Source organism: Bradyrhizobium arachidis (assembly GCF_015291705.1).
GTDB lineage: Bacteria > Pseudomonadota > Alphaproteobacteria > Rhizobiales > Xanthobacteraceae > Bradyrhizobium > Bradyrhizobium arachidis.
In genome coordinates, this window is the sequence record NZ_CP030050.1 from 9,382,165 (window position 1) to 9,402,314 (window position 20,150).

General features: G+C 64.7%; 19 protein-coding genes. 9 read left to right on the forward strand and 10 right to left on the reverse strand.

Going from position 1 to position 20,150, the window contains the following annotated elements:
* The first annotated feature begins 67 nt into the window (after positions 1–67).
* Positions 68–589 (forward strand): hypothetical protein, encoded by a 522-nt coding sequence (locus tag WN72_RS44285; protein WP_092212325.1) that lies wholly within the window; start codon positions 68–70, stop codon positions 587–589.
* A gap of 105 nt (positions 590–694) precedes the next feature.
* Positions 695–1,747, forward strand: a complete 1,053-nt coding sequence (locus WN72_RS44290) for an amidohydrolase family protein (protein WP_027562012.1) — start codon at positions 695–697, stop codon at positions 1,745–1,747.
* 81 nt (positions 1,748–1,828) lie between these two features.
* On the opposite strand, the gene WN72_RS44295 is transcribed toward WN72_RS44290, so the two are convergent.
* A complete protein-coding gene (locus WN72_RS44295) occupies positions 1,829–2,284 on the reverse strand; it encodes a cupin domain-containing protein (protein WP_092212323.1) in 456 nt (151 codons plus the stop codon).
* 236 nt (positions 2,285–2,520) lie between these two features.
* Between WN72_RS44295 and WN72_RS44300 the strand changes: the two genes are divergently transcribed.
* The gene (locus tag WN72_RS44300; protein WP_027562010.1) at positions 2,521–3,075 is read left to right on the forward strand and encodes a hypothetical protein; all 555 of its coding nucleotides are present in this window, start codon (positions 2,521–2,523) and stop codon (positions 3,073–3,075) included.
* A gap of 171 nt (positions 3,076–3,246) precedes the next feature.
* Here the strand turns inward: WN72_RS44300 and WN72_RS44305 are convergent, their stop codons facing one another.
* The gene (locus WN72_RS44305; RefSeq protein WP_092212321.1) at positions 3,247–4,503 is read right to left on the reverse strand and encodes an aminopeptidase; all 1,257 of its coding nucleotides are present in this window, start codon (positions 4,501–4,503) and stop codon (positions 3,247–3,249) included.
* A gap of 113 nt (positions 4,504–4,616) precedes the next feature.
* Positions 4,617–5,978, reverse strand: a complete 1,362-nt coding sequence (gene pcaB / locus WN72_RS44310) for a 3-carboxy-cis,cis-muconate cycloisomerase (RefSeq protein ID WP_092212319.1) — start codon at positions 5,976–5,978, stop codon at positions 4,617–4,619.
* A gap of 418 nt (positions 5,979–6,396) precedes the next feature.
* Here pcaB and WN72_RS44315 point away from each other — a divergent pair, with 418 nt between their 5' ends.
* On the forward strand, positions 6,397–7,950 hold the full coding sequence (locus tag WN72_RS44315; protein ID WP_092212317.1) for a winged helix-turn-helix domain-containing protein: 1,554 nt from the start codon (positions 6,397–6,399) through the stop codon (positions 7,948–7,950).
* A gap of 176 nt (positions 7,951–8,126) precedes the next feature.
* Here the strand turns inward: WN72_RS44315 and WN72_RS44320 are convergent, their stop codons facing one another.
* The gene (locus WN72_RS44320) at positions 8,127–8,549 is read right to left on the reverse strand and encodes a GFA family protein (RefSeq protein ID WP_027562006.1); all 423 of its coding nucleotides are present in this window, start codon (positions 8,547–8,549) and stop codon (positions 8,127–8,129) included.
* Positions 8,550–8,688: 139 nt separating this feature from the next.
* On the reverse strand, positions 8,689–9,477 hold the full coding sequence (gene mddA / locus WN72_RS44325; RefSeq protein WP_092212315.1) for a methanethiol S-methyltransferase: 789 nt from the start codon (positions 9,475–9,477) through the stop codon (positions 8,689–8,691).
* A gap of 133 nt (positions 9,478–9,610) precedes the next feature.
* Here mddA and WN72_RS44330 point away from each other — a divergent pair, with 133 nt between their 5' ends.
* Positions 9,611–11,161 (forward strand): winged helix-turn-helix domain-containing protein, encoded by a 1,551-nt coding sequence (locus tag WN72_RS44330; protein ID WP_092212313.1) that lies wholly within the window; start codon positions 9,611–9,613, stop codon positions 11,159–11,161.
* A 46-nt stretch (positions 11,162–11,207) separates the two neighbouring features.
* Here the strand turns inward: WN72_RS44330 and WN72_RS44335 are convergent, their stop codons facing one another.
* The 4 genes from WN72_RS44335 to WN72_RS44350 form a co-directional block, all read right to left on the reverse strand.
* On the reverse strand, positions 11,208–12,095 hold the full coding sequence (locus WN72_RS44335; protein ID WP_244553646.1) for an alpha/beta fold hydrolase: 888 nt from the start codon (positions 12,093–12,095) through the stop codon (positions 11,208–11,210).
* 30 nt (positions 12,096–12,125) lie between these two features.
* On the reverse strand, positions 12,126–12,695 hold the full coding sequence (locus WN72_RS44340; RefSeq protein ID WP_092212311.1) for a DUF2147 domain-containing protein: 570 nt from the start codon (positions 12,693–12,695) through the stop codon (positions 12,126–12,128).
* A 32-nt stretch (positions 12,696–12,727) separates the two neighbouring features.
* Positions 12,728–13,384 (reverse strand): DUF3313 domain-containing protein, encoded by a 657-nt coding sequence (locus WN72_RS44345; protein ID WP_092212309.1) that lies wholly within the window; start codon positions 13,382–13,384, stop codon positions 12,728–12,730.
* 281 nt (positions 13,385–13,665) lie between these two features.
* On the reverse strand, positions 13,666–14,304 hold the full coding sequence (locus WN72_RS44350; RefSeq protein ID WP_027562000.1) for a TetR/AcrR family transcriptional regulator: 639 nt from the start codon (positions 14,302–14,304) through the stop codon (positions 13,666–13,668).
* Positions 14,305–14,520: 216 nt separating this feature from the next.
* Here WN72_RS44350 and WN72_RS44355 point away from each other — a divergent pair, with 216 nt between their 5' ends.
* From WN72_RS44355 to WN72_RS44370, 4 genes are all read left to right on the forward strand, one after another.
* Positions 14,521–16,071 carry an ABC transporter substrate-binding protein gene (locus WN72_RS44355; RefSeq protein ID WP_092212307.1) on the forward strand — a complete coding sequence of 517 codons (1,551 nt, stop codon included), beginning with the start codon at positions 14,521–14,523 and terminating at the stop codon, positions 16,069–16,071.
* A 218-nt stretch (positions 16,072–16,289) separates the two neighbouring features.
* Positions 16,290–17,261: an ABC transporter permease gene (locus WN72_RS44360; RefSeq protein ID WP_027561998.1), complete on the forward strand. Its 972-nt coding sequence runs from the start codon at positions 16,290–16,292 to the stop codon at positions 17,259–17,261.
* Positions 17,258–18,097 carry an ABC transporter permease gene (locus WN72_RS44365; RefSeq protein WP_027561997.1) on the forward strand — a complete coding sequence of 280 codons (840 nt, stop codon included), beginning with the start codon at positions 17,258–17,260 and terminating at the stop codon, positions 18,095–18,097. The genes WN72_RS44360 and WN72_RS44365 overlap by 4 nt, the downstream gene beginning before the upstream one ends.
* Positions 18,098–18,099: 2 nt before the next feature.
* Positions 18,100–19,719: an ABC transporter ATP-binding protein gene (locus tag WN72_RS44370; protein WP_092212428.1), complete on the forward strand. Its 1,620-nt coding sequence runs from the start codon at positions 18,100–18,102 to the stop codon at positions 19,717–19,719.
* 15 nt (positions 19,720–19,734) lie between these two features.
* Here the strand turns inward: WN72_RS44370 and WN72_RS47950 are convergent, their stop codons facing one another.
* Positions 19,735–20,004 carry a hypothetical protein gene (locus WN72_RS47950; protein ID WP_084334632.1) on the reverse strand — a complete coding sequence of 90 codons (270 nt, stop codon included), beginning with the start codon at positions 20,002–20,004 and terminating at the stop codon, positions 19,735–19,737.
* Positions 20,005–20,150: the final 146 nt, after the last annotated feature.

Sequence of the window (20,150 nt, forward strand, 5' to 3'; positions counted from 1 at the left end):
GGACGGCAATTTTCTCCAAGTCATCTGCAATCCGGTCGTGCTGATCTCCCGACGATAGGAGATCGACATGACCGACTTTGTGAGATTGTTGCACGCGGAAGGGCCAAATCCGGAGCACGCCGCAGCGCTCCAGCTCTATGGCCGCTTCGTCGGCGACTGGCGTGCCGAAGTCACCGCCCATGGCGCCGATGGAACGAAACACATCGCGCCCGGCGAGATCCATTTCGGCTGGGTGCTGGAGGGGCGCGCCGTGCAGGACGTCTGGATCATCCCGCGGCCCGCGGGCAGCCCGGCGTTTCCGGTCGCGGGCAATTGGTACGGCACGACGCTGCGGGTCTACGATCCCTCCATTTCCGCGTGGCGGATTTCCTGGTTCGATCCCGGCCGCTGCGTCTTCCGCCAGCAGATCGGCCGCGCGCGCGGCGCCGATATCGTGCAGGAAGGCGCGACCGAAACGGGCGAACTGACACGCTGGAGCTTTACCGAGATCACCGGGGATTCCTTCCAATGGCTCGGCGAGGTCAAGCCCACCACGGCAGCCGCGTGGCGGCTGGTGGTCGATGTGAAGGCGACACGGCGCAAGGGCTGAGCGCTGTGCTCGCGATGACGGGCGCGGTTGCGCAGCGCGCGCTGCTGCGTGAGGCGATCAGGTGCTAGGCTCCTCCCACAAAAAATATAAAGGGAGCGAATGCCGATGGCCGCAACTGGCTTGCCCGCCAACACGAGCGGGCTGTTCGTCGAGCCGCGCGAGGACTGGCTCGCGCAACATCAGGAGGAGATCATCGACCCCTTGCGGCCGATCGTCGATCCCCATCACCATCTCTGGAATCGCGGACACCGCTATCTGATCGAGGAGATGGCTGATGACATCGCCTCCGGCCACAACATCATCGCCACCGTCTATGTCGATTGCCGCTCGATGTATCGCGCGCACGGACCCGAGGCATTCCGGCCCGTCGGCGAGGTCGAGTTCGCCAACGGCGTCGCCGCCATGAGCGCGAGCGGCGGCTACGGCAAGGCCGCGATCTGCGCCGGCATCGTCAGTCATGCCAATCTACTGCTGGGCGATGCCGCAAAGCCGGTGCTGGAAGCGGAGAACGCGGCGGGCAATGGCCGCTTCCGCGGTATCCGGCATTCCTCGGCCTGGGACGAAGATCCCGCCGTCGCCGGCATGTATGCGAACCGGCCGAAGGAGTTGTTGCGGGACCCGGCCTTCCGCAAGGGCTTTGCCTGCCTCGCGCCACTGGGCCTCAGCTTCGATGCCTGGCTGTTCCATCCGCAGATCGGCGAACTGACCGAGCTCGCGCGCGCCTTCCCCGACACCAAAATCGTGCTCGACCATTGCGGCGGCCCGGCCGGAATCGGCCGTTTTGCCGGGCGGCGCGAAGAAGTGTTTCCGCAGTGGCGCGCCTCGATCCAGGAGATCGCCAAATGCGAGAACGTGGTGGTGAAGCTCGGCGGGCTCGCGATGTGCCTGCTCGGCTATGACTTCCATCTGCGCGAGAAGCCGCCGTCATCCGAGGAGCTTGCCGCGGCCTGGCGGCCCTATGTCGAAACCTGCATCGAGGCGTTCGGCGTGAGGCGCGCGATGTTCGAGAGCAACTTTCCGCCGGACAAGGGCCAGTGCAGCTACCAGGTGATCTTCAACGCTTTCAAGCGTATCGCCGCGCCCTTGAGCGAGGCCGAGAAGACGGCGCTGTTCTCGCAGACCGCGACGGATTTCTACCGGCTCGATCTGCCGTCATGACGAGAAGAGGGGCCGGGATGTGATCCCGACCCCTCTTCGTCGTGGCCGCTGGGAAGCGTCCTTGAAACGATATTGTCTGCTCTAGCCGGCGCCCATCAGCGAGGCCGGGCGGCGCTCGCCCGTGGAGACGAACATCTTCTTGAGCTTGTTGACGACGCGGATCAGGAACCCGATCATCACCGGATTGGTCTTGCGGCAGAACGCGATCTTCTTGACGTAGCCCTCGACGTGCCATTTGGCATGGGCGCCGTCGCGGAAGAAGATGACGTCGCCGGGGCCGTAGCGCTTCGGCGGCATGCCGTCGCTTTCGAGCACGATCGATCCTTCCATGATCATGATCGTCTCGTCGATGTCGTAGTACCAGTTGAAGCGGCCTTCGGTGCAGTGCCAGATGATGGTCGAGGCGGTGCCGTCGGCGCTGGTGGACAGGATATGCGAGCGCGACACCGGGTTGCCCTCGATGATCCAGGACGGCTCGATCGGCCGCAGCTCGAGGTCCACATTGCAACTACCAACTTCAATCAATGCGCGCGACATCTGCTTCCCCAGGGAATATAATATGGGTGACCGGGCTCTCGGCCCGGACTGTTTCCAAAGATGTTGGAACGCTAGTAGCCGGTTTTTAATTCTTTCTTACGCAGGCCCCGCAAATCAGCCGCAAGTTGCATGTGCGAAGCAGCAAACGCGCCGATTTCCCTGCAAATCCGCGCACATGAACCCATCTTTTCCAGGGTGCGACAAAATGCGCGAAGCAGCCAAAGGAGCCCATGCCGATGCCCCTGACGCCCGAGGTCCTCACAGCCAACGACGAGGTCGTCGCCTGGCTCGGCAGCCTCGATGTCTCCTTCGCGCCGGACGACGAGACCTGGTTCACCATCGACGGCATCGAGAGCCCCCGGCAGATCGGCAGTGACGGCGCTGGCGGCGCCTTTGTCCTGCTACCGTCGCAGAATGTGCTCTACGTCTCATCGGAAGGCCGCGCCGGGATCATCGCGGAGAATTTCGAGGCGTTCGTCCAGCTCGCGATCGCCCGCCCCTACTGGCTCGACATCCTGAAATTTTCCGCCGGCGGCGACCTCGCCGAGATGCGGCGCGCAGCCGATGCGCTCGAGGCGACACTCGACGACGAGGACGACGTCAACGAGGCGCGCGAGGAAATCCGCGCTGCGCTTGACCTGCCGGACGCGAATGATCCGGTCAGCGCGCTTTACGACGCGGTGGCTGCTTCCGACGTCATCGTGCGGGCCACCGACGGCAGCCCGTTCACCACGCTGTTCAACCGCTTCAGCATCGACAGCAACCCGATGCTGCGCGACGCGGCGGCGTGAAGGGCGCTCCGACGCTAGTAGATAAACATCAGGTGTTCACGACCGTCATGGCCGGGCATAGCCGTCCGAAGGACGGCGTCGCTTCCGCTCGCCTACGTCCCGGCCATCCACGCCTTGCGGCACACAGAACGTGGATGCCCGGGACAAGCCCGGGCATGACGAGCAGCGGCGTTACTTCGCCCACTCGCCCTTGCGGAACACCGGCACTTTGCTGCCGTCAGCAAGAATGCCGTCGATGTCGGTTTCGGCGGAGCCGATCATCCAGTCGATATGGATCAGGCTCTGGTTGCCGCCTTGCGCGGCAATCTGCTGCGGCGTCAGCTGCGCACCGTTGATGAAGCACTTCGAGTAGCACTGGCCGAGCGCGATGTGCGAGGCCGCGTTCTCGTCGAACAGCGTGTTGTAGAACAACAGCCCGCTCTGCGAGATCGGCGAGGAATGCGGCACCAGTGCCACCTCGCCAAGACGCCGCGCGCCCTCGTCGGTGTCGAGCACCTTGTTCAGCACCTCCGCGCCGCGCGAGGCTTTTGCGTCGACGATCTTGCCGTCCTCGAAGCGCACCGCGATGTTGTCGATCAGCGTGCCCTGATAGGACAGCGGCTTCGAGCTCACGACATGGCCGTAGACGCGCCGGCAGTGCGGCGTGGTGAAGACCTCTTCGGTCGGGATGTTGGCGTTGCAGCTGATGCCGTTCTTGGAGAGCGATGCGCCGCCTTCCCATTCATGACCGTCGGCCAGCCCGATCGTGAGATCGGTGCCCGGTCCCGAATATTGCAACGCGCGGAAACGCTGGCCGTTGAGCCAGTTGGTGCGCTCGCGCAGCACCGCATTGTGGCTCGCCCAGTTGCCCATCGCGTCCTCGCGGTCGACGCGCGACGCCGCGAAGATCGCATCCGCAAGCTTGCCGATCGCAACGTCCTCCGGATCGTTCGGAAACACCTGCTTGGCCCAGGACGGGCTCGGATAGGCGATGATGTTCCAGTTGGTATCGAAATTGACGATCTTCTCCAGCGCCGGCTGATAAGCCATCGAATTCGCCTTGCTGGCGCGCGCGACCTTGGACGGATCCTCGCCCGACAGGAGCATCGGATTGTCGCCGACGATGGCGAGCCGCGCGGTGTTGTCGGAGAATGCCTTGGCCATGCCCTCGTAGAGCCAGCCGGCGGCGCGGTCGAAACTGTCGTCGTGACCGTGGCGGTAGCGCGCCAGCGTCATCTCCTCGTCCGACAGGATCGGCGTCACGATGCCGGCGCCGGCCTTGTAGGCGTGCACGGCGATCCGCCGCACCAGCGGCAGCGCGATCGCGGGCGCCGTCAAGAGCAGATCCTGCCCCGGCCGCAAGCCCAGGCCCACCTTCACCGCCACCTCGGCCAGCCGGTCGAGTTTCGCGGGATCGATGGGAGCGGCGGAATTGCGGTGATCGGTCATGCGGGGTCCTCTGCCGAAAGTCTGTTGTTCAATCTAAGCCTAGCATCGCGAGACACAAGTGCGCGAGCACCTTGCGGCACATGAAAGATACGCAATTTCACCCATCTTGGTTTTCAACGCGTTGCGGATTTCAGCACCCGATCGACCATGGCGGGCGCACAACCGAGGTAATTTTTCGGTGAGGTGAGCGCCTCGATCGTGGCGCGGTCGATGCGGCTTGCGACGCGGGAATCGGACGAGAGCGCGTCCGCCAGGCTCACACCCTTCTCGTTGGCGAGCCGGCAGGCATCGTAGACAACGTCATGCGCCTCCTGCCGCCCGATCTGCGGCGCGAGCCCCATCATGACCGCTTCGGCCACGATCAGGCCGCGGCTGATGGCGAGATTGTCGTTCATCTTCGCTTCGTCCACGATCAGGCCGGCGAGCGCGAATTTTGCCTGGTGCAGCGCGCCCGCAGTGAGCACGAAGCTTTCGGGGATCGCCATCCACTCGGCGTGCCAGGGACCGGTGGCGCGTTCGAAATCCTGCACCATGGCGTCCAGCATCAGGCCGGCATGCTGGCGCACCGCCTTGCTTGCCGCGAGCATCAGCTCCGAGGAGATCGGGTTGCGCTTCTGCGGCATGGTCGAGGAGGCGCCGCGGCCCTTGACGAACGGCTCATAGAGCTCGGCGAACTCGGTCGAGGCCATGATCATGATGTCGAGCGCGATCTTGCCGAGCGAGCCGGTGACGAGCGCGAGGAAATTCACGCCTTCCGCAAAGCCGTCGCGCGCGACATGCCAGGTCGAGGCGGGAACGCCGAGCTTCAGCTCGGCGCAGAGCGCCTCCTGCACCTCAAAACCCTTGTCGCCGAGCGAAGCGAGCGTGCCGGCGGCGCCGGCGAACTGGCCGACCAGGACGCGCGGCTTCAATTGGTTGAGACGCTCGGCGTGGCGGTCGAACATCGCGAGCCAGATCGCGGTCTTGTAGCCGAACGTCACCGGCAACGCCTGCTGGAGATGGGTGCGGCCCGCCATCGGCGTGTCGCGATAGCGCTTCGAGAGGTCCGCAAGGATCTTGCGCAGCGCGGCGATGTCGCGCTCGACAATCTCAAGGCCGTCGCGCAGTTGCAGCACCACGGCGGTGTCCATGATGTCCTGCGTGGTCGCGCCCCAATGCACGTAGCGGCCGGCATCGCCGCACTGCTTCACCATCTGATGCACCAAAGGGAGGATCGGATAGCCGACGATGTCGGTCTCCCGCCGCAGCAGATCGAAATCGAGTGCGGTGACGTCGGTCCACGCCGCGATCTGGTCGGCCGCCTCCTGCGGGATCACGCCGCATCGCGCCTCCGCTTTCGCCAGCGCCACCTCGACCTCGGCATAGCGGCCGACCAGCGCGACATCGGAAAACACCTCGCGCATCTCAGGCGTGCCGAAGGCGTCGCGGAACAACATGGAGTCGAGCACGGTGGTGGAGGCGGAAAAAGCGGGCATGGGCGTTTCTTTATGGTTGGTGTTGTGCGGAGGGCAGCTTACGCGGGGCACGCGGTTCGGCAATGACATTCACGGTTCGGTGCACATGCCGTGATTGCGAGGAGCTCTTGCGACGAAGCAATCCACCGTCCGCGGAAAGACTCTGGATTGCTTCGCGGAGCCTGTCATCGGGCCGCGCTTCGCGCGGACCCATTGGCTCGCAATGACGAAGGAGAGGACGGAGGCCGCATGAGCGCAGCGATATCCGGAAAATGGTCACAATTCTAATTCCGGTTGTATTCCCCCTTGGAATCCGCATGGCAGCCATCACACAATCGTGCTGAACCCTGTCGACCCTTCGGCGGACTCACAGACTTCAAGTCGAAATCCATTTTGATTTTATCAATGCCGATGTTGCCGTGAGGATTGAGTTTTCGACGTGCAGTTTCTATTCCGGGACCACCTTCTCGACACCGACCGGCGCGAGCTGAGCCGCGAGCAGGTTCCCGTGGCCGTGGAGCCGCAGGTTTTCGATCTCGTCGTCCACCTCATGGAAAATCGCGATCGCGTCGTCAGCAAGGACGAGCTGATCGACAAGATATGGCACGGGCGCAGCGTCTCCGAATCCACCTTGACCAGCCGGATCAACGCGGCGCGGAAGGCGATCGGCGACAGCGGCGCGAACCAGGCGCTGATCCGCACCATCGCGCGCAAAGGCTTCCGCTTCGTCGGCGACGTCCAGACCCAGTTCGGTGCGGCCGAGCCCGGCCGTGTCGCCGCAGTGCCGCAAATCATGCTAGCGCTGCCCGACCGGCCCGCAATCGCGGTGCTGCCCTTCACCAACATGAGCGGCGATCGCGAGCAGGATTATTTCTCGGACGGCATCAGCGAGGACATCATCACCGCGCTGTCGAAGCTGCGCTGCTTCTTCGTGGTCGCGCGCAACTCCTCCTTCGTCTACAAGGGCCGTGCCGTGCACATCCACGAGGTCGCGCGCGAGCTCGGCGTACGCTACGTGCTCGAAGGCAGCGTGCGGCGGAGCGGCGAGCGCCTGCGCATCTCGGCGCAGCTCAACGACGTCTCGACCGGCAGCCATCTCTGGGCCGAGCGCTATGACCGCGAGCTCGCCGACATTTTCGCCGTGCAGGACGAGATCACCGAGGCGATCGTCGCCGCGATCGAGCCGCAGCTCTATGCCGCCGAGAGCTTTCGCGCCCAGCAGAAGCCGCCGGGCAGTCTCGATGCCTGGGACCTCGTGATGCGCGCCCTGTCGCATTACTGGCGGATCACGCGCGAGGACAATGCCGTCGCGCAAGGCCTGCTGGAAAAGGCTGTTGCGATCGATCCCGCCTATGGCAAGGCGCTCGGCCTGTTCGCAACCAGCCACATCTTCGGCGCGCATATGGGCTGGGCCGACATGGCCATGACCGTGCCGGTCGCCGAGCGCGCCGCGGTCGCGGCGGTGGCGGCCGATCGCGAGGACGCCTGGGCCCATCATGGCCTCGCTTACACCTATTTATTCCGCCGCCGCTTCGACGATGCGCTGGCGGCGTTCGAGATGGCCTTGCGGCTCAATCCGAATTTCGCGATGGCGCACGCCTTCCACGGCGTGACGCTGTGCTACGCGGGACGATGGCAGGACGGCGATGCCGCCGCGCGCCGCGCGCTGCGGCTCAGTCCGCGCGATCCGCTGGCGGCGATCTATTGCGGCGTTGTCGCCTATGCCCAGTTCATCGGCCGCAACTATGAGGCATCCATGCAGATGGCGCGGGAATCGATGCGGCAACGCGCCGATTTCGTCGGCGCCCATCGCGTGCTGACGGCGGCGGCCGGCATGTCGGGCGATCCCGAGCTCGCGGCCTCCGCGCTGCAAGGCCTGAACCGCGCCCAGCCCGGCATCTCGCTCGCCTGGATCACACGCGAGCTGCCGATGCTGCGGGCCGAGGATCGCGAGCACTATCTGGAAGGATTGCGGCGGGCGGGAATGCGGTAGGCGCTACACTGACGGTGCACCCTCTCCCCTTGTGGGAGAGGGTGGATTCGATGCGACGCATCGAAGCCGGGTGAGGGGTTTCTATCCTCGCGAGCGGTCTTGCATGTGTAGAGGGGCCCCTCATCCGGCGCTTCGCGCCACCTTCTCCCACAAGGGGAGAAGGAAGGACGGAGCCCCTACTCCTGCATCATCTCGCCGCTGCCGCCGAACTCGGCGGGAAAGTCCTTCAGCTTGGGCAGGCCGTCGCGCATCGGCAGCACCGTCTCGGCATAGTTGACGTGGACGCCGGGCGTGAACGCCAGCGTCGGGATGGTCGCAGTGAAGACGTCGATCAGGTCGAGCGGCGGATGGTTGGTCATGAGATGGCCGCCGCACTTCCTGCAATATTTGCGCTGGCTGAGCGGCGTCTTCACAAAAGTCTCGACGTGCTGGGCGCCTTCGGTGATGCGCACCGCTTCGGGCTTCCACAGGCTGAACGCGTTTACCGGTCCGCCCGACCACGAGCGGCAGGAGCGGCAATGGCAATAGCCCATCGCCGCCGGCTCCCCCGTGACCTCGATCGTGACCGCGCCACAGAAGCAGTTTCCGACATGTTTCATTGGGTCGTCTCCATTGAGAATGAGATTTTGTGAGGCGAGCAGGCGGCCTGTTGCCACTCTCCTCGTTCGTTGAAGAAGGGGCGAAGAGACGCCGCCGCGCATCCTCCTTTCGGAGGACGCGCGCGGATGGACGCGAAGCCTATACTGACCGGCGCCAGGGAATAAGCATCGACACCCGTTGTTTGTACTGCCGGTATTCGTCGCCGAAGAGGCCGATGAGATCGTGCTCCTCCAGCGCGATGCCGACGAAGATGTAGATCGTGGTCACGGCCGCGAACAGCAGGTGGCCGACGGTCATGACCGGCGCCGCCCAGAACGCGATGATGAAGCCGAGATAGATCGGATGACGGACGAACTTGTAGAGCATCGGCGTCTTGAAGCGCAGCGCCTCCTCCTTCTTGCCGACGAGATGGTTGGTCACCTGGCGGAGGCCGAACAATTCGAAATGATTGATCATGCAGGTGCTCATGAACACCAGCACCCAGCCGGCAAACGACAGCGTGACCAGCGTCACGGCAAGGTCCGGATTGTCGACATCCCATACGACCGTCGGGAGCGGACGCCACTGCCAGAACAGGAGCAGCAATGACAGGCTCGCGAACAGGACGTAGGTCGAGCGCTCGACCGGCTTGGGGACGAATTGCGTCCACCATGCCTTGAAGCGCTGGCGCGCCATCACGCTGTGCTGAACGGCAAACAGGGACATCAGCAGCAGGTTGATGATGACGGCCTCGGCCGTCGGCGTGTCGGTTCCGGTGTCGATCGTCTTCGGCACCACCAGCCCCATCACGAAGCCGATAGCGTAGAGAATGGTGACGAAAAACACGAGATATGCCGCAATTCCGTACAGAAAGGCGATGAACTTGAAAATGCGTGAGCCCGCAATGTCCGGGCCGATCGAATGAACCTGGTGATCAATTTGGGTCATAGAACGCTCCGTTGTGCCGAGGAATCGGCACTATTTGGTCTTCGCACCATGCCGGATCGGCCCGCCAGAGACTTTCGCGGAGGGTTGATTTTCGCCTGAGACGACTTTGATTTTTGCTTGAGACGACAGAAACGTGCGATTCCTCTTTGAAAACAACGTGCTCGACGGCGACCTACGGGAACTGACCTGTGACGGCGCAGCCGTGCCGCTGCAGCCGCAGGTGTTCGATCTGCTACTTTATCTGGTCGCGCAGCGCGCCCGCGTCGTCACCAAGGATGACCTGATCAGCGCGATCTGGAGCGACCGAATCGTCTCGGATTCCGCACTGAACAGCCGGATCAACGCCGCGCGCAAGGCGATTGGCGACGACGGTGCGGCGCAGCGGCTGATCAAGACCATCCCGCGCAAGGGCTTCCGTTTCGTCGGCGAGGTCCGGGAGGAATCGGCGGCGCCATCGGCGCCGGCCGAGCCCGCCCCCGCCCGGCCGCGCACTGCTGCGGACCGGCCGGCGATCGCGGTGCTGGCCTTCGAGAACATGAGCGGCGATCCCGCGCAGGACTATTTCGGCGACGGCATCAGCGAGGACATCCTCACCGCGCTGTCGAAACAGCGCTGGTTCATGGTGATCGCCCGCAACTCGTCCTTCACCTACAAGGGACGCGCGGTCCATATCAGGCAGATTGCCGAGGAACTCGGCGTCCGCTACGTCGTCGAAGGCAGCGTGCGCAAGGCCGACACTCGCGTGCGCATCACCGCGCAGCTCAACGATGCCGCGTCGGGCAGCCATCTCTGGGCCGAGCGCTACGATCGCGAGCTGGTCGACGTCTTCGCCGTGCAGGACGAGATCACCAACGCGATCGCCGCGGCGATCGAGCCGCAGATCCACGCGGCCGAGAATTTCCGCAACCGGCGCAAGCCGCCCGCGAGCCTGGACGCCTGGGACCTCCTGATGCGGGCGCTGTCGCATTACTGGCGGGTGACGCGGCAGGATCACGAGGCCGCGCAGGCGCTGCTCGAGCGCGCGGTCGGGATCGATCCGAACTACGGCCAGGCATTGTCGGTGCTGGCGGCCAACCACATGTTCGGCGTGCATCTCGGCTGGGCCGAACTTGCCAGTGTGGCGCCGGCCGCGGAGGCCGCCGCGCTCAGTGCGGTGCGCTGCGACCACGAGGATGCCTGGGCGCATGCCGCGCTCGGCAGCGTGTTCTTCTCGACCCGCAGGCTTTCGAACGCGCTGTCCGAGTTCGAGCAGGCGCTCGCGCTCAATCCGAACTTCTCGCTGGCGCAGGGCTATTACGCGCTGGCGCTGTCCTATGCCGGACGCTCACGGGACTCGTTCGACGCGGCGCAGCGGGCGATCCGGCTTTCGCCGCGCGATCCATCGCTGGCGATCTATTACGGCATCGCCGGCTATGCCCGCTTCACCGAGCGGCACTATGACGAGGCCATCGCGCTCGCGCGCGAGGCGATCCGCTACCGCGGCGACCTCACCGGCGCCTACCGCGTGCTCGCGGTATCCGCCGGCATGATCGGCGACAGCGCGCTGGCGGAGAGCGCGTTGGGCGAGCTGCGCCGCACCCAGCCGGGCATCTCGCTGCACTGGATCGCGACGCAGCTGCCCTGGGCCACCGAGGCCGACCGCGAGCATTATCTGGAAGGGTTCCGGCGAGCGGGGTTGCGGTGAGGCACCCTCCCTTACCCTCCTCCTCCGGGGGAGGGTAAGGACGCACTCACACCTCCGACGCAAACGCGTCGAGCAGCGCGTTGAAGGCGTCGGCCTTCTCCCATTGGGTAGAATGGCCGGCGCCGGCGACGATCTGGACTGCGCCGCGCCACAGCGTCGGCGCGGTCAGGCGCTGGAGATAGCCGAGATCGACGATCTGCTCCTCGCCGCCCTGCACGATCGCCAGCGGAACCTTCAGGTTGCGGACGATCTCGACCTCGTCGGCGAGGCCGCCTCCTTGCGCAACGGCGCCGAGGCAGGCGCGGGCATTGCCGTCGGTCCTGCGAAAATCCTCAACAACGAAATCGGGCACCGGCGCATAGCCGGGCGCGAAGGCCGTATGCACCCATTCCGCGATCTGGGCCTCGGTCGGCGCAGCCGTGAAGGCGGTGGGCGAGAGGTTCTTGAATCCGGCAAAACCCTGCGGTCCGCTGCCGACCGGCGGCGTGCCGAAGATCATCAGGCCCGCGGCCATGGGCAGCAAGGCTGCCGCGTTGAGCACGGCGTGACCACCAAGGCTCCAGCCGACGACCACCGCATTCCTGAGATTGAGCTCGCGCGCCACGGCCGCGATCGCCGCGGCATAGCCGCGGCCGGAATAATCGTTCGCGGGGTTTGGCGGCGGCGAGGAATGGCCATGTCCGGGCAGATCGATCGCGATGATGCGATACTTGGCCCCAAGCGGGCCCTGCAACTGCTTCTGCCAGATGTGCGACGAGGAGGAATTGCCGTGGATGAGGAGGATCGGACGCCCCTCACCTGCGCTTTCAAAACCCGCGATGGTCTGCGCGCCGATCTTCAAGTGCAAGGGGCGCAATTCTGGATTCGGAAACGGCTGGTCGCTCATATTGCCCCCGGCATGGTTCTCGATGTTGATTGCGAACCAATCTGGCATGCCGGACCCAACAGCGCCACCGCAGGTCCGCTACTTCGCCTTTACCTGGATCGGCTTCGGCGCCGGCACAGCGGCCCATTCCTTGTCCGCGCGGGGGCCGGTGAGATCACCGGTCAGGCCGACGAGCTGGCCGGGCAGCACGTCGAGCGTCTGCTGCCAGGTCTGGGTCTGGCACAGGAACTTTATGAGACAGCCCTTGAGCTTGAGGCGGTCGGGAGACTCGCGCCAGAGCGAGACCGAATAGAACTTGCCGTCTTCGGCATTATAGATTTCGCCGGCAAACCGTCCCTCGGCCGTCGCCTGCAGGCCCATGATGAGCTGATGACCGAGCAGCGCGCGGGCACGCTGGTCGGGATCCGGATTCTGGCTGTCGCGATAGGGCTGGCCGCGCTTGTCGGCCGGCTCCTTCATCCAGACGATGAAGCCGCAGATGCGATCGCGCGAGGGACCGCAGCGCTCGAGCCGGATGCGGGCGCGGCCGTCCTCGACCAGCCAGGTGCCGCTCGGATCAGGCGGCGCGGCGGCGCCGGCGCGGCCGCCAAAAGCCATCAGCACGATCGTGATCACGATGCGCAGCACGAAACGAAGCAAGAAATTCATCAATGGCACCTTTCGTTGGATGGGTCGCAGCGTCAGTTCAGTTGCGTCATCAGCGCGTCGGCGCCCTTGTCGAGGCCGGCGGTAGCGGCCGCGAGCGCACCTGCGGTGGCCTTGATGTCGTAGGCGCCGGGATATTGCTTGGTGACGTAGGCGCTGATCAGCCTGGAGGTCGTGGCGTCGAAGATCTCGACGCCGTAGATGACCGAGCCGGTCAGCATGCCCTCGCCGTCGCGCGCGGCCTGCACGCCGTTATAAACCGCGCCGGCCATGTCGAAGCGGGAGAGTGTACCCAGCACCGGCGTGTTGGTGACGGCGCCGGTGAGCGTCAGCCTGATCCGCAGCGTGTTCGGCCCGCGCTCGCGCACCAGCGCGAAGCGGCCGCGCAGCCGGTCGGCGAAGCAATTCTGCATGTAGGCGGCGAGCGTCGCCTTGTCCCTGTTGGACATGTCGCCGAACTGGTGATCCTTGCCGCGATAGATCACGACCGGATCGAGGATCACTTTATTATAGGCGCGCCAGTCGACCGGCGTGGAATAGCGATAGGGCACACGCCCGTCCGACTTGTCCGGCGCCATGTAGGCCGACGACGCCATTTCAGAATAGGGCACCGGCGCGACCGTGGCGCAGCCGGCTGCGGCCGCGCAACGCACCAGCGTTCCCAGACCGCGCAACGCGATCGAGCGATCCATTCCAGACTCCTCTAGCGGCTTTTGTGAAAGGCCGATTTTGAACAAGGCCTTAGGAAAAGACTCGGTGACCGCAGCCGCGTGTGGGACCAGACGCGGCTGCGGCGCTCACCATCGCCGGCCCGGGGCTTCGTCCGGGGCCAATTCGGAAGCCTCGGGCCGTCTCAGTGTTTCGATTTATAAAACCGACCAGTTGGTTTGTAAAGTCGCAAAATGACAGCCTGACGCCTTTGGCCGCAGGCGCGGCTTTGTGCAGGTCATGGCAAGGTTTCGTTAACGATGAATCAGGCGCGCTTGCGCCGGGTTGCGGCCTTTGCCGCCGATGGCGCCGCGGATTTGGTGCTGCGCGTAGTGGCCGGCTGCTCGAGGCCGGTCCATTGCGCGTCATCGAGCAGACGCGCGAACAGCCGCTGGTGCTCGTCCTTGCCGAGCGGCGACATGCCGAACAGCGAGCTCAGCAGCAGCCCCATCGCGCCGGCCCAGCGCAGCATCGCTAGATCGGGATCGGCGGCCTCGTCCCTGATCGCCGCCATCCGCTCCATCTCGCGCTCGCGCGGCAGCGCCATCAGGCGGGGATTCTCGACCATGGCCGCAACCAGCGCCAGCGCGGCGGAATTCGGCGAGGTCGCGGCTTCGCGCACGGTGGCAAGCTGGGTCGCCAGATTGGGATTGGCAGAGGTCTTGCTTACCTTCGCCATGTAGGCTGTCGAGAATTCCTCGAAATGCGCCATCTGCCGCTCGAGCAACGCCTTCAGCACCGCCTCCTTGGTGCGGAACTGATGCATCACGCCGCCCTTGCTGAGGCCGCTCTCGCGCGCGATCGCGTCGAGCGTCAGCCGGCCGGGGCCGTCGCGCGCGATGATCGCGATGGCCGCTTCGAGCGCGGCATTGCGGGATCGTTCGGAGCGGGTGGCGTTATCCATGGCCGACTTGTCTCCGTGACAAGACAATGAATCAAGTGAAAACGGGACGCGCTGTACATTTTTTGTGCGAACGCTGTCGAGACTTTCATCTTGCGGCGCCGAACGGGACTGTGTGAGCCTCGATATTGGATGGGGACTGGGATGGGCCGGCCGCGGCTTCGCGCGCGAGGACGTTGCGAAGCATCTGCGGCTGGTCTCGCTTGAGAAAGATACGACATGCCAAAACGAGTGTTGCTTGGTCTCCTCCTGGCTTGCGGCCTCATGGCCCCGGCCCTGGCGCAAGAGCCGAAGACAGGAGGCGTGATCAACGCCGTGATCCAGCCCGAGCCGCCCGGCCTGATGCTAGCGATGATCCAGAACGGTCCGACCCAGATGGTGTCGGGCAACATCTTCGAGGGCCTTTTGCGCTACAGCCCCAAGCTCGAGCCGCAGCCGGAGCTCGCCGAAAGCTGGAGCGTCAGCGAGGACGCCAAGACCTACACCTTCAAGCTCAGGAAGGGCGTGACCTGGCATGACGGCAAGCCCTTCACCGCCGCCGACGTTCTGTTCTCGATCGAGATGCTGAAGCAGACGCATGCGCGTGCCCGCACCAATCTGGCGCAGGTCGACAAAGTCGAGGCGCCGGACGACTACACGGTGGTGTTCACGCTGAAGCAGCCGTTCGGCCCGTTCCTCGGAATCTTCGAGGTCGGCTCGATGCCGATGGTGCCGAAGCATCTCTATGAAGGCACCGACTTCAAGACCAATCCCTACAACAACGCGCCTGTCGGCACCGGTCCCTTCATGTTCAAGGAATGGCAGAAGGGCTCGTTCATCCGGCTGGTCAAGAACCCGAACTATTACGAGAAGGGCAAACCCTACATCGACGAGATCTACTGGCAGATCATTCCCGACGCGGCCGCGCGCTCCGTGGCCTATGAGACCGGCAAGGTCGACGTGCTGCCCGGCGGCTCGGTCGAGAATTTCGACGTGCCGCGGCTGTCCAAGCTGAAGGACACCTGCGTCACCGGCGCCGGCTGGGAGTTCTTCTCGCCGCTGGCCTGGCTGTGGCTCAACAATCGCCAGGGTCCGCTCGCCGACAAGCGGGTGCGGCAGGCGATCATGTTTGCGATCGACCGTGATTTCGCCAAGGATGTGATCTGGAACGGGCTCGGCAAGGTCGCGACGGGCCCTTCGTCTTCGGCCATCAAATATTACACCGACGACGTGAAGAAGTACCCGTACGATCCGGCCAAGGCCAAGGCGCTGCTGAAGGAAGCCGGCTACAAGGGCGAGAAGATCCGCCTCTTGCCGCTCGCCTATGGCGAGACCTGGCAGCGCTGGGGTGAAGCGGTGAAGCAGAACCTCCAGGACGTCGGCATGAACATCGAAACCATCGCCACCGACGTTGCCGGCGGCAACCAGAAGATCGGCGACTGGGATTACGACATCGCCTTCACGTATCTCTACCAGTATGGCGATCCCGCGCTCGGCGTCGGCCGCAACTATATCTCCAGCAACATCGCGAAGGGACAGATCTTCAACAACGTCGAGGGCTACGTGAACCCGGAGATCGACCAGCTGTTCGCCGACGGCGCGATCGCAACGCCGGACTCGAAGCGCAAGGAGATCTATGAGAAGGCGCAAAAAATCCTGGTCGAGGACGTGCCGGTGGCCTGGATGCTCGAGCTGCAATTCCCGACCATCACGCGCTGCAAGGTCAAGAACCTGATCACCACGGGGATCGGGGTCAATGACGGCTTCAAGGACGCATGGCTCGACAAGTGATGAGCCTCTTACCTCTCCCCGCCTGCGGGGAGAGGTCAACACGCCCCGAGCGATGCGAAGCATCGTCTCGCGCGTGGCGGATGAGGGGGGTACAGGTCCATGAGCATACTCATGCGTGGAGAGAAGCCCCTCACCCCAACCCTCTCCCCGCAAGCGCGGGGCGAGGGAGCACACTGCCCCAGTCGCTCCTGGACACCTCACCAAGATGACTTTCTAAGATGCTCTCCTTCGTTGCCCAGCGTGTCCTCAAGGGCGTGATCGTCCTGCTCGCGATCGTCGTCCTCAATTTCTTCCTGATCCGCCTTGCGCCCGGCGATCCCGCGGTCGTGATGGCGGGCGAAGCCGGAGCCAGCGACCAGGTCTTCGTCAAGCAGCTCCGCGAAAAGTTCGGCCTCGACAAGCCGCTGCCCGAGCAGCTCTTCATCTACGTCAAGGGCGTCGTCTCCCTCGACCTCGGCTTCTCCTTCCGCCAGCAGGCGCCGGTCGCAAAGCTGATCGGCGAGCGGCTACCGGCGACGCTGCTGCTGACGCTGACGGCGTTCGCAATCTCACTCGCGCTCGGCGTTCTCTTCGGCACCTTCGCCGCGCGCTTTGCCGGGACCTTCCTCGATACGGCGATCACCGTGTTCGCGCTGATCTTCTATGCCATGCCGATCTTCTGGGTGGCGCTGATGGGCATCCTCTTGTTCTCGGTCACCATGGATTGGCTGCCGAGCTTCGGTTACGAGACGGTCGGCGCCAACTACACCGGGCTTGCCCATGCGGTCGACGTCGCAAAGCACCTGATCATGCCGGCGATGACGCTCGGCCTGTTCTTCATGGCGACCTACACCCGCATGACGCGCGCCTCGATGCTAGAGGTCAAGCGGCTCGACTTCGTCAAGACGGCGCGTGCGAAAGGCCTCTCCGATGCCGTGATCCAGCGCCGTCATGTGCTGCGCAACGCGCTGCTGCCGGTCGTGACGCTGGCCGGCGTGCATTCCGGCACGTTGATCGGCGGCGCCGTCATCACCGAGACCGTGTTCGCCTGGCCCGGCATCGGGCGCCTGATGTACGACGCGCTGCTGCAGCGCGACTACAACCTCCTGCTCGGCGTCTTCGTGATCTGCTCCGCCATGGTGCTGATCTTCAACCTCATCACCGACCTGGTCTATCGCCTGGTCGACCCGCGCATCGAATTCGCCTCATGAAACAGTTCTGGAAATCGATGCTGAGAAGCCCGAGCGGCGTCATCGGGCTCGTCATCCTCCTCTTCGCGATCTCGGTCGCGGTGTTCGGACCGATGCTGTTCCCGAACTCGCCCTGGCGCATGGTGCAGCGGCCGTTTCTGCCGCCGTTCACGCTCTCGACCGTGCCGCTCGGGACCGACGCGCTCGGCCGCGACGTGTTCGCCGGCATGATCTTTGGCGCCCGCGTCTCGCTGCTGGTGGGGCTCGTCTCCACGCTGGTCGCACTCGTCGTCGGCGTGCCCATCGGCGCCATGGCCGGCTATTTCGGCGGCAAGGTCGACGACGCCCTGATGCGCTTCACCGAATTCTTCCAGACCATCCCGAGCTTCGCGCTCGCGATCGTGCTGGTCGCGATCCTGCAGCCCTCGATCTATTCGATCGTGGCCTCGATCGCGGTGGTGAGCTGGCCACCAGTCGCCCGCCTCGTGCGCGGCGAAGTGCTGTCGTTGCGCACGCGCGAATATGTCCAGGCCGCAATCGTTACAGGCCAGAGCAACAGCTGGATCATCCTGCGCGAGATTCTGCCGAATGCGCTGTCGCCGGTGATCGTGCTGGCTTCGCTCATGGTGGCGACCGCGATCCTGCTGGAATCCTCGCTGGCGTTCCTCGGCCTTGGCGATCCCAACCTGATCTCCTGGGGCTACATGGTCGGCGCCGGCCGCACCGTGATCCGCCAGGCCTGGTGGATCACGGTGTTTCCCGGCGTCGCGATCCTGATCTCGGTGCTCGGCCTCAATCTGATCGGCGAAGGCCTCAATGACGCGCTCAATCCGCGCCTGTCGCGGGAGGGACGCTGATGATGACCGCCCCGCCCGCCGTCTCCATCAAGAACTTGCGCATCGCGCTGCCCAAGGGCGCCGAGCGTCCCTTCGCCGTCGACGGCGTTTCGCTCGACTTGCGGCCTGGCAAGATCGTCTGCGTCGTCGGCGAGTCCGGCTCTGGCAAGTCGATGTGCGCGCATGCGCTGATGGGCCTGTTGCCGGACACTGTCTCGGTCACATCAGGTGAGATCCAGTTCGAAGGCCGCGACCTGCTCAAGCTCGATGACGACGACTGGCGCGATCTGCGCGGCCGCCGGCTCGCGATGATCTTTCAGGAGCCGATGACCGCGCTCAATCCGTTGATGCGGATCGGCGACCAGATGGCGGAGATGTTCGAGGCCCACGGCCTGCTGACGCCAAAGGAGCGGCGCGCGAAGGCATTGTCGCTGGCGCGGGAGGTCGGCCTGCCGGACCCTGAAAGAATCGTGCGCGCCTATCCGCACCAGCTCTCCGGCGGCCAACGCCAGCGCGCCATGATCGCGATGGCGCTGGCGCTCGAGCCGGCCGTGCTGGTCGCGGACGAGCCGACCACCGCGCTCGACGTCACCACGCAGGCGCAAATCCTGAAGCTGATCCGCAACCTCCAGCGTAACCGCAACATGGCGGTGATGTTCATCACCCATGACTTTGGCGTCGTCGCCGACATCGCCGATCAAGTTGTGGTTCTCAGGCACGGCAAGATCGTCGAGGAAGGCCCCGCCGCGACCGTCTTCAACGAGCCGCAACACGACTACACCAAGGCGCTGCTCGCCGCCGTGCCGTCGATGGACCCGCCGGCGCGCGCGCCCCTCGACGACCAGGCACGGGCCGTCGAGGTGATCGGGCTGGACAAGACCTACGTCACCTCGGGCGGCTGGTTTCGCGAGGATCGCCGCGTCGATGCCGCGCGCGCCGTCAATTTCAACATCCTCAAGGGCGAGACGCTCGGCCTCGTTGGCGAATCCGGCTCCGGCAAATCGTCGGTCGCGCGGCTGGTGATGCGGCTGATCGAGGCCGACCGCGGCACGGTGCGGATCGGCGAGACCGACCTCACACAGCTCTCAGGCAAGGCGCTGCGCACCGAGCGCCATCGCATCCAGATGATCTTCCAGGATCCGTTCGCCTCGCTCAATCCGCGTCGCAAGATCGGCCACATCATCGCCGACGGCCCGATCGCGGCCGGCACCGATCCCAAGGTGGCGTTCGACCGCGCCCGCGATCTCCTCAAGATGGTCGGCTTGGATGCCGGCGCGCTCGAACGCTATCCGCACGAATTCTCCGGCGGCCAGCGCCAGCGCATCGGCATTGCGCGCGCGCTCGCGCTCGAGCCCGAGATCATCGTCGCGGACGAAGCCGTCTCCGCCCTCGACGTCTCCGTGCAGGCGCAAGTCTTGAAGCTGCTCGAAGATCTCAAGGCGCGCCTCGGCCTCTCGATGCTGTTCATCACCCACGACTTACGCGTCGCGGCTCAAATCTGCGACCGCATCGCGGTGATGCAACGCGGCGCCATCGTCGAGCTGAAGCCGACCGCGCAGCTCTTCGCCGCACCGGAGCATCCCTATACGCGCGAGCTGCTCGCGGCGGTGCCGGGACGGACGGAGCGTGCGCCGGCAGCGTAACGCCGCAAATCGCGACTATCGTTTGGCCGGAGGGTTCGTATTGTTCCAGTTGGGGACCGAGTTGGTCACACCGACGGACGGCTGGTTAGACGTTCCGACCGATGGCGCGGTGACCGTTCCGGTAGTTTGTCCCGAACTTCCGTATGTGCCCTGTTGTGCCGGCACGCCCGGGCTGAGCCGCGTGTTGCTTTGTGAGCCCGCCGACGTCTGGGCGCTTGCGGCGAGCGGCACCGCCGCCAATCCAAGTGTGAGAAGTGTGGCGATAGCGCGTCTTGTTCTTGTCATGACTGATCCTTTCGAACGCGTTCCCTTGATCGTTCAGGTCGAACCGCTCGTGCATTGAACGACTGTACAACTCCACGCCCGCGAAAATGTGCCGCGGCACGCCATCACGATGCCGGAAGCGGCTAATGCGGCGTGAGGCGGGACGT

Excerpts from the sequence above, each read along its gene's own strand:
- WN72_RS44360 (WP_027561998.1), top strand. The coding sequence starts at position 16,290 with ATGCTCTCCTTCGTTGCCCAGCGTGTCCTCAAGGGCGTGATCGTCCTG.
- WN72_RS44300 (WP_027562010.1), top strand. The coding sequence starts at position 2,521 with ATGCCCCTGACGCCCGAGGTCCTCACAGCCAACGACGAGGTCGTCGCC.
- WN72_RS44335 (WP_244553646.1), bottom strand. The coding sequence starts at position 12,095 with ATGCCAGATTGGTTCGCAATCAACATCGAGAACCATGCCGGGGGCAAT.
- WN72_RS44320 (WP_027562006.1), bottom strand. The coding sequence starts at position 8,549 with ATGAAACATGTCGGAAACTGCTTCTGTGGCGCGGTCACGATCGAGGTC.
- WN72_RS44345 (WP_092212309.1), bottom strand. The coding sequence starts at position 13,384 with ATGGATCGCTCGATCGCGTTGCGCGGTCTGGGAACGCTGGTGCGTTGC.
- WN72_RS44355 (WP_092212307.1), top strand. The coding sequence starts at position 14,521 with ATGCCAAAACGAGTGTTGCTTGGTCTCCTCCTGGCTTGCGGCCTCATG.
- WN72_RS44370 (WP_092212428.1), top strand. The coding sequence starts at position 18,100 with ATGACCGCCCCGCCCGCCGTCTCCATCAAGAACTTGCGCATCGCGCTG.
- WN72_RS47950 (WP_084334632.1), bottom strand. The coding sequence starts at position 20,004 with ATGACAAGAACAAGACGCGCTATCGCCACACTTCTCACACTTGGATTG.
- WN72_RS44305 (WP_092212321.1), bottom strand. The coding sequence starts at position 4,503 with ATGACCGATCACCGCAATTCCGCCGCTCCCATCGATCCCGCGAAACTC.
- WN72_RS44295 (WP_092212323.1), bottom strand. The coding sequence starts at position 2,284 with ATGTCGCGCGCATTGATTGAAGTTGGTAGTTGCAATGTGGACCTCGAG.
- WN72_RS44290 (WP_027562012.1), top strand. The coding sequence starts at position 695 with ATGGCCGCAACTGGCTTGCCCGCCAACACGAGCGGGCTGTTCGTCGAG.
- WN72_RS44285 (WP_092212325.1), top strand. The coding sequence starts at position 68 with ATGACCGACTTTGTGAGATTGTTGCACGCGGAAGGGCCAAATCCGGAG.
- pcaB (WP_092212319.1), bottom strand. The coding sequence starts at position 5,978 with ATGCCCGCTTTTTCCGCCTCCACCACCGTGCTCGACTCCATGTTGTTC.
- WN72_RS44340 (WP_092212311.1), bottom strand. The coding sequence starts at position 12,695 with ATGAATTTCTTGCTTCGTTTCGTGCTGCGCATCGTGATCACGATCGTG.
- mddA (WP_092212315.1), bottom strand. The coding sequence starts at position 9,477 with ATGACCCAAATTGATCACCAGGTTCATTCGATCGGCCCGGACATTGCG.
- WN72_RS44365 (WP_027561997.1), top strand. The coding sequence starts at position 17,258 with ATGAAACAGTTCTGGAAATCGATGCTGAGAAGCCCGAGCGGCGTCATC.
- WN72_RS44350 (WP_027562000.1), bottom strand. The coding sequence starts at position 14,304 with ATGGATAACGCCACCCGCTCCGAACGATCCCGCAATGCCGCGCTCGAA.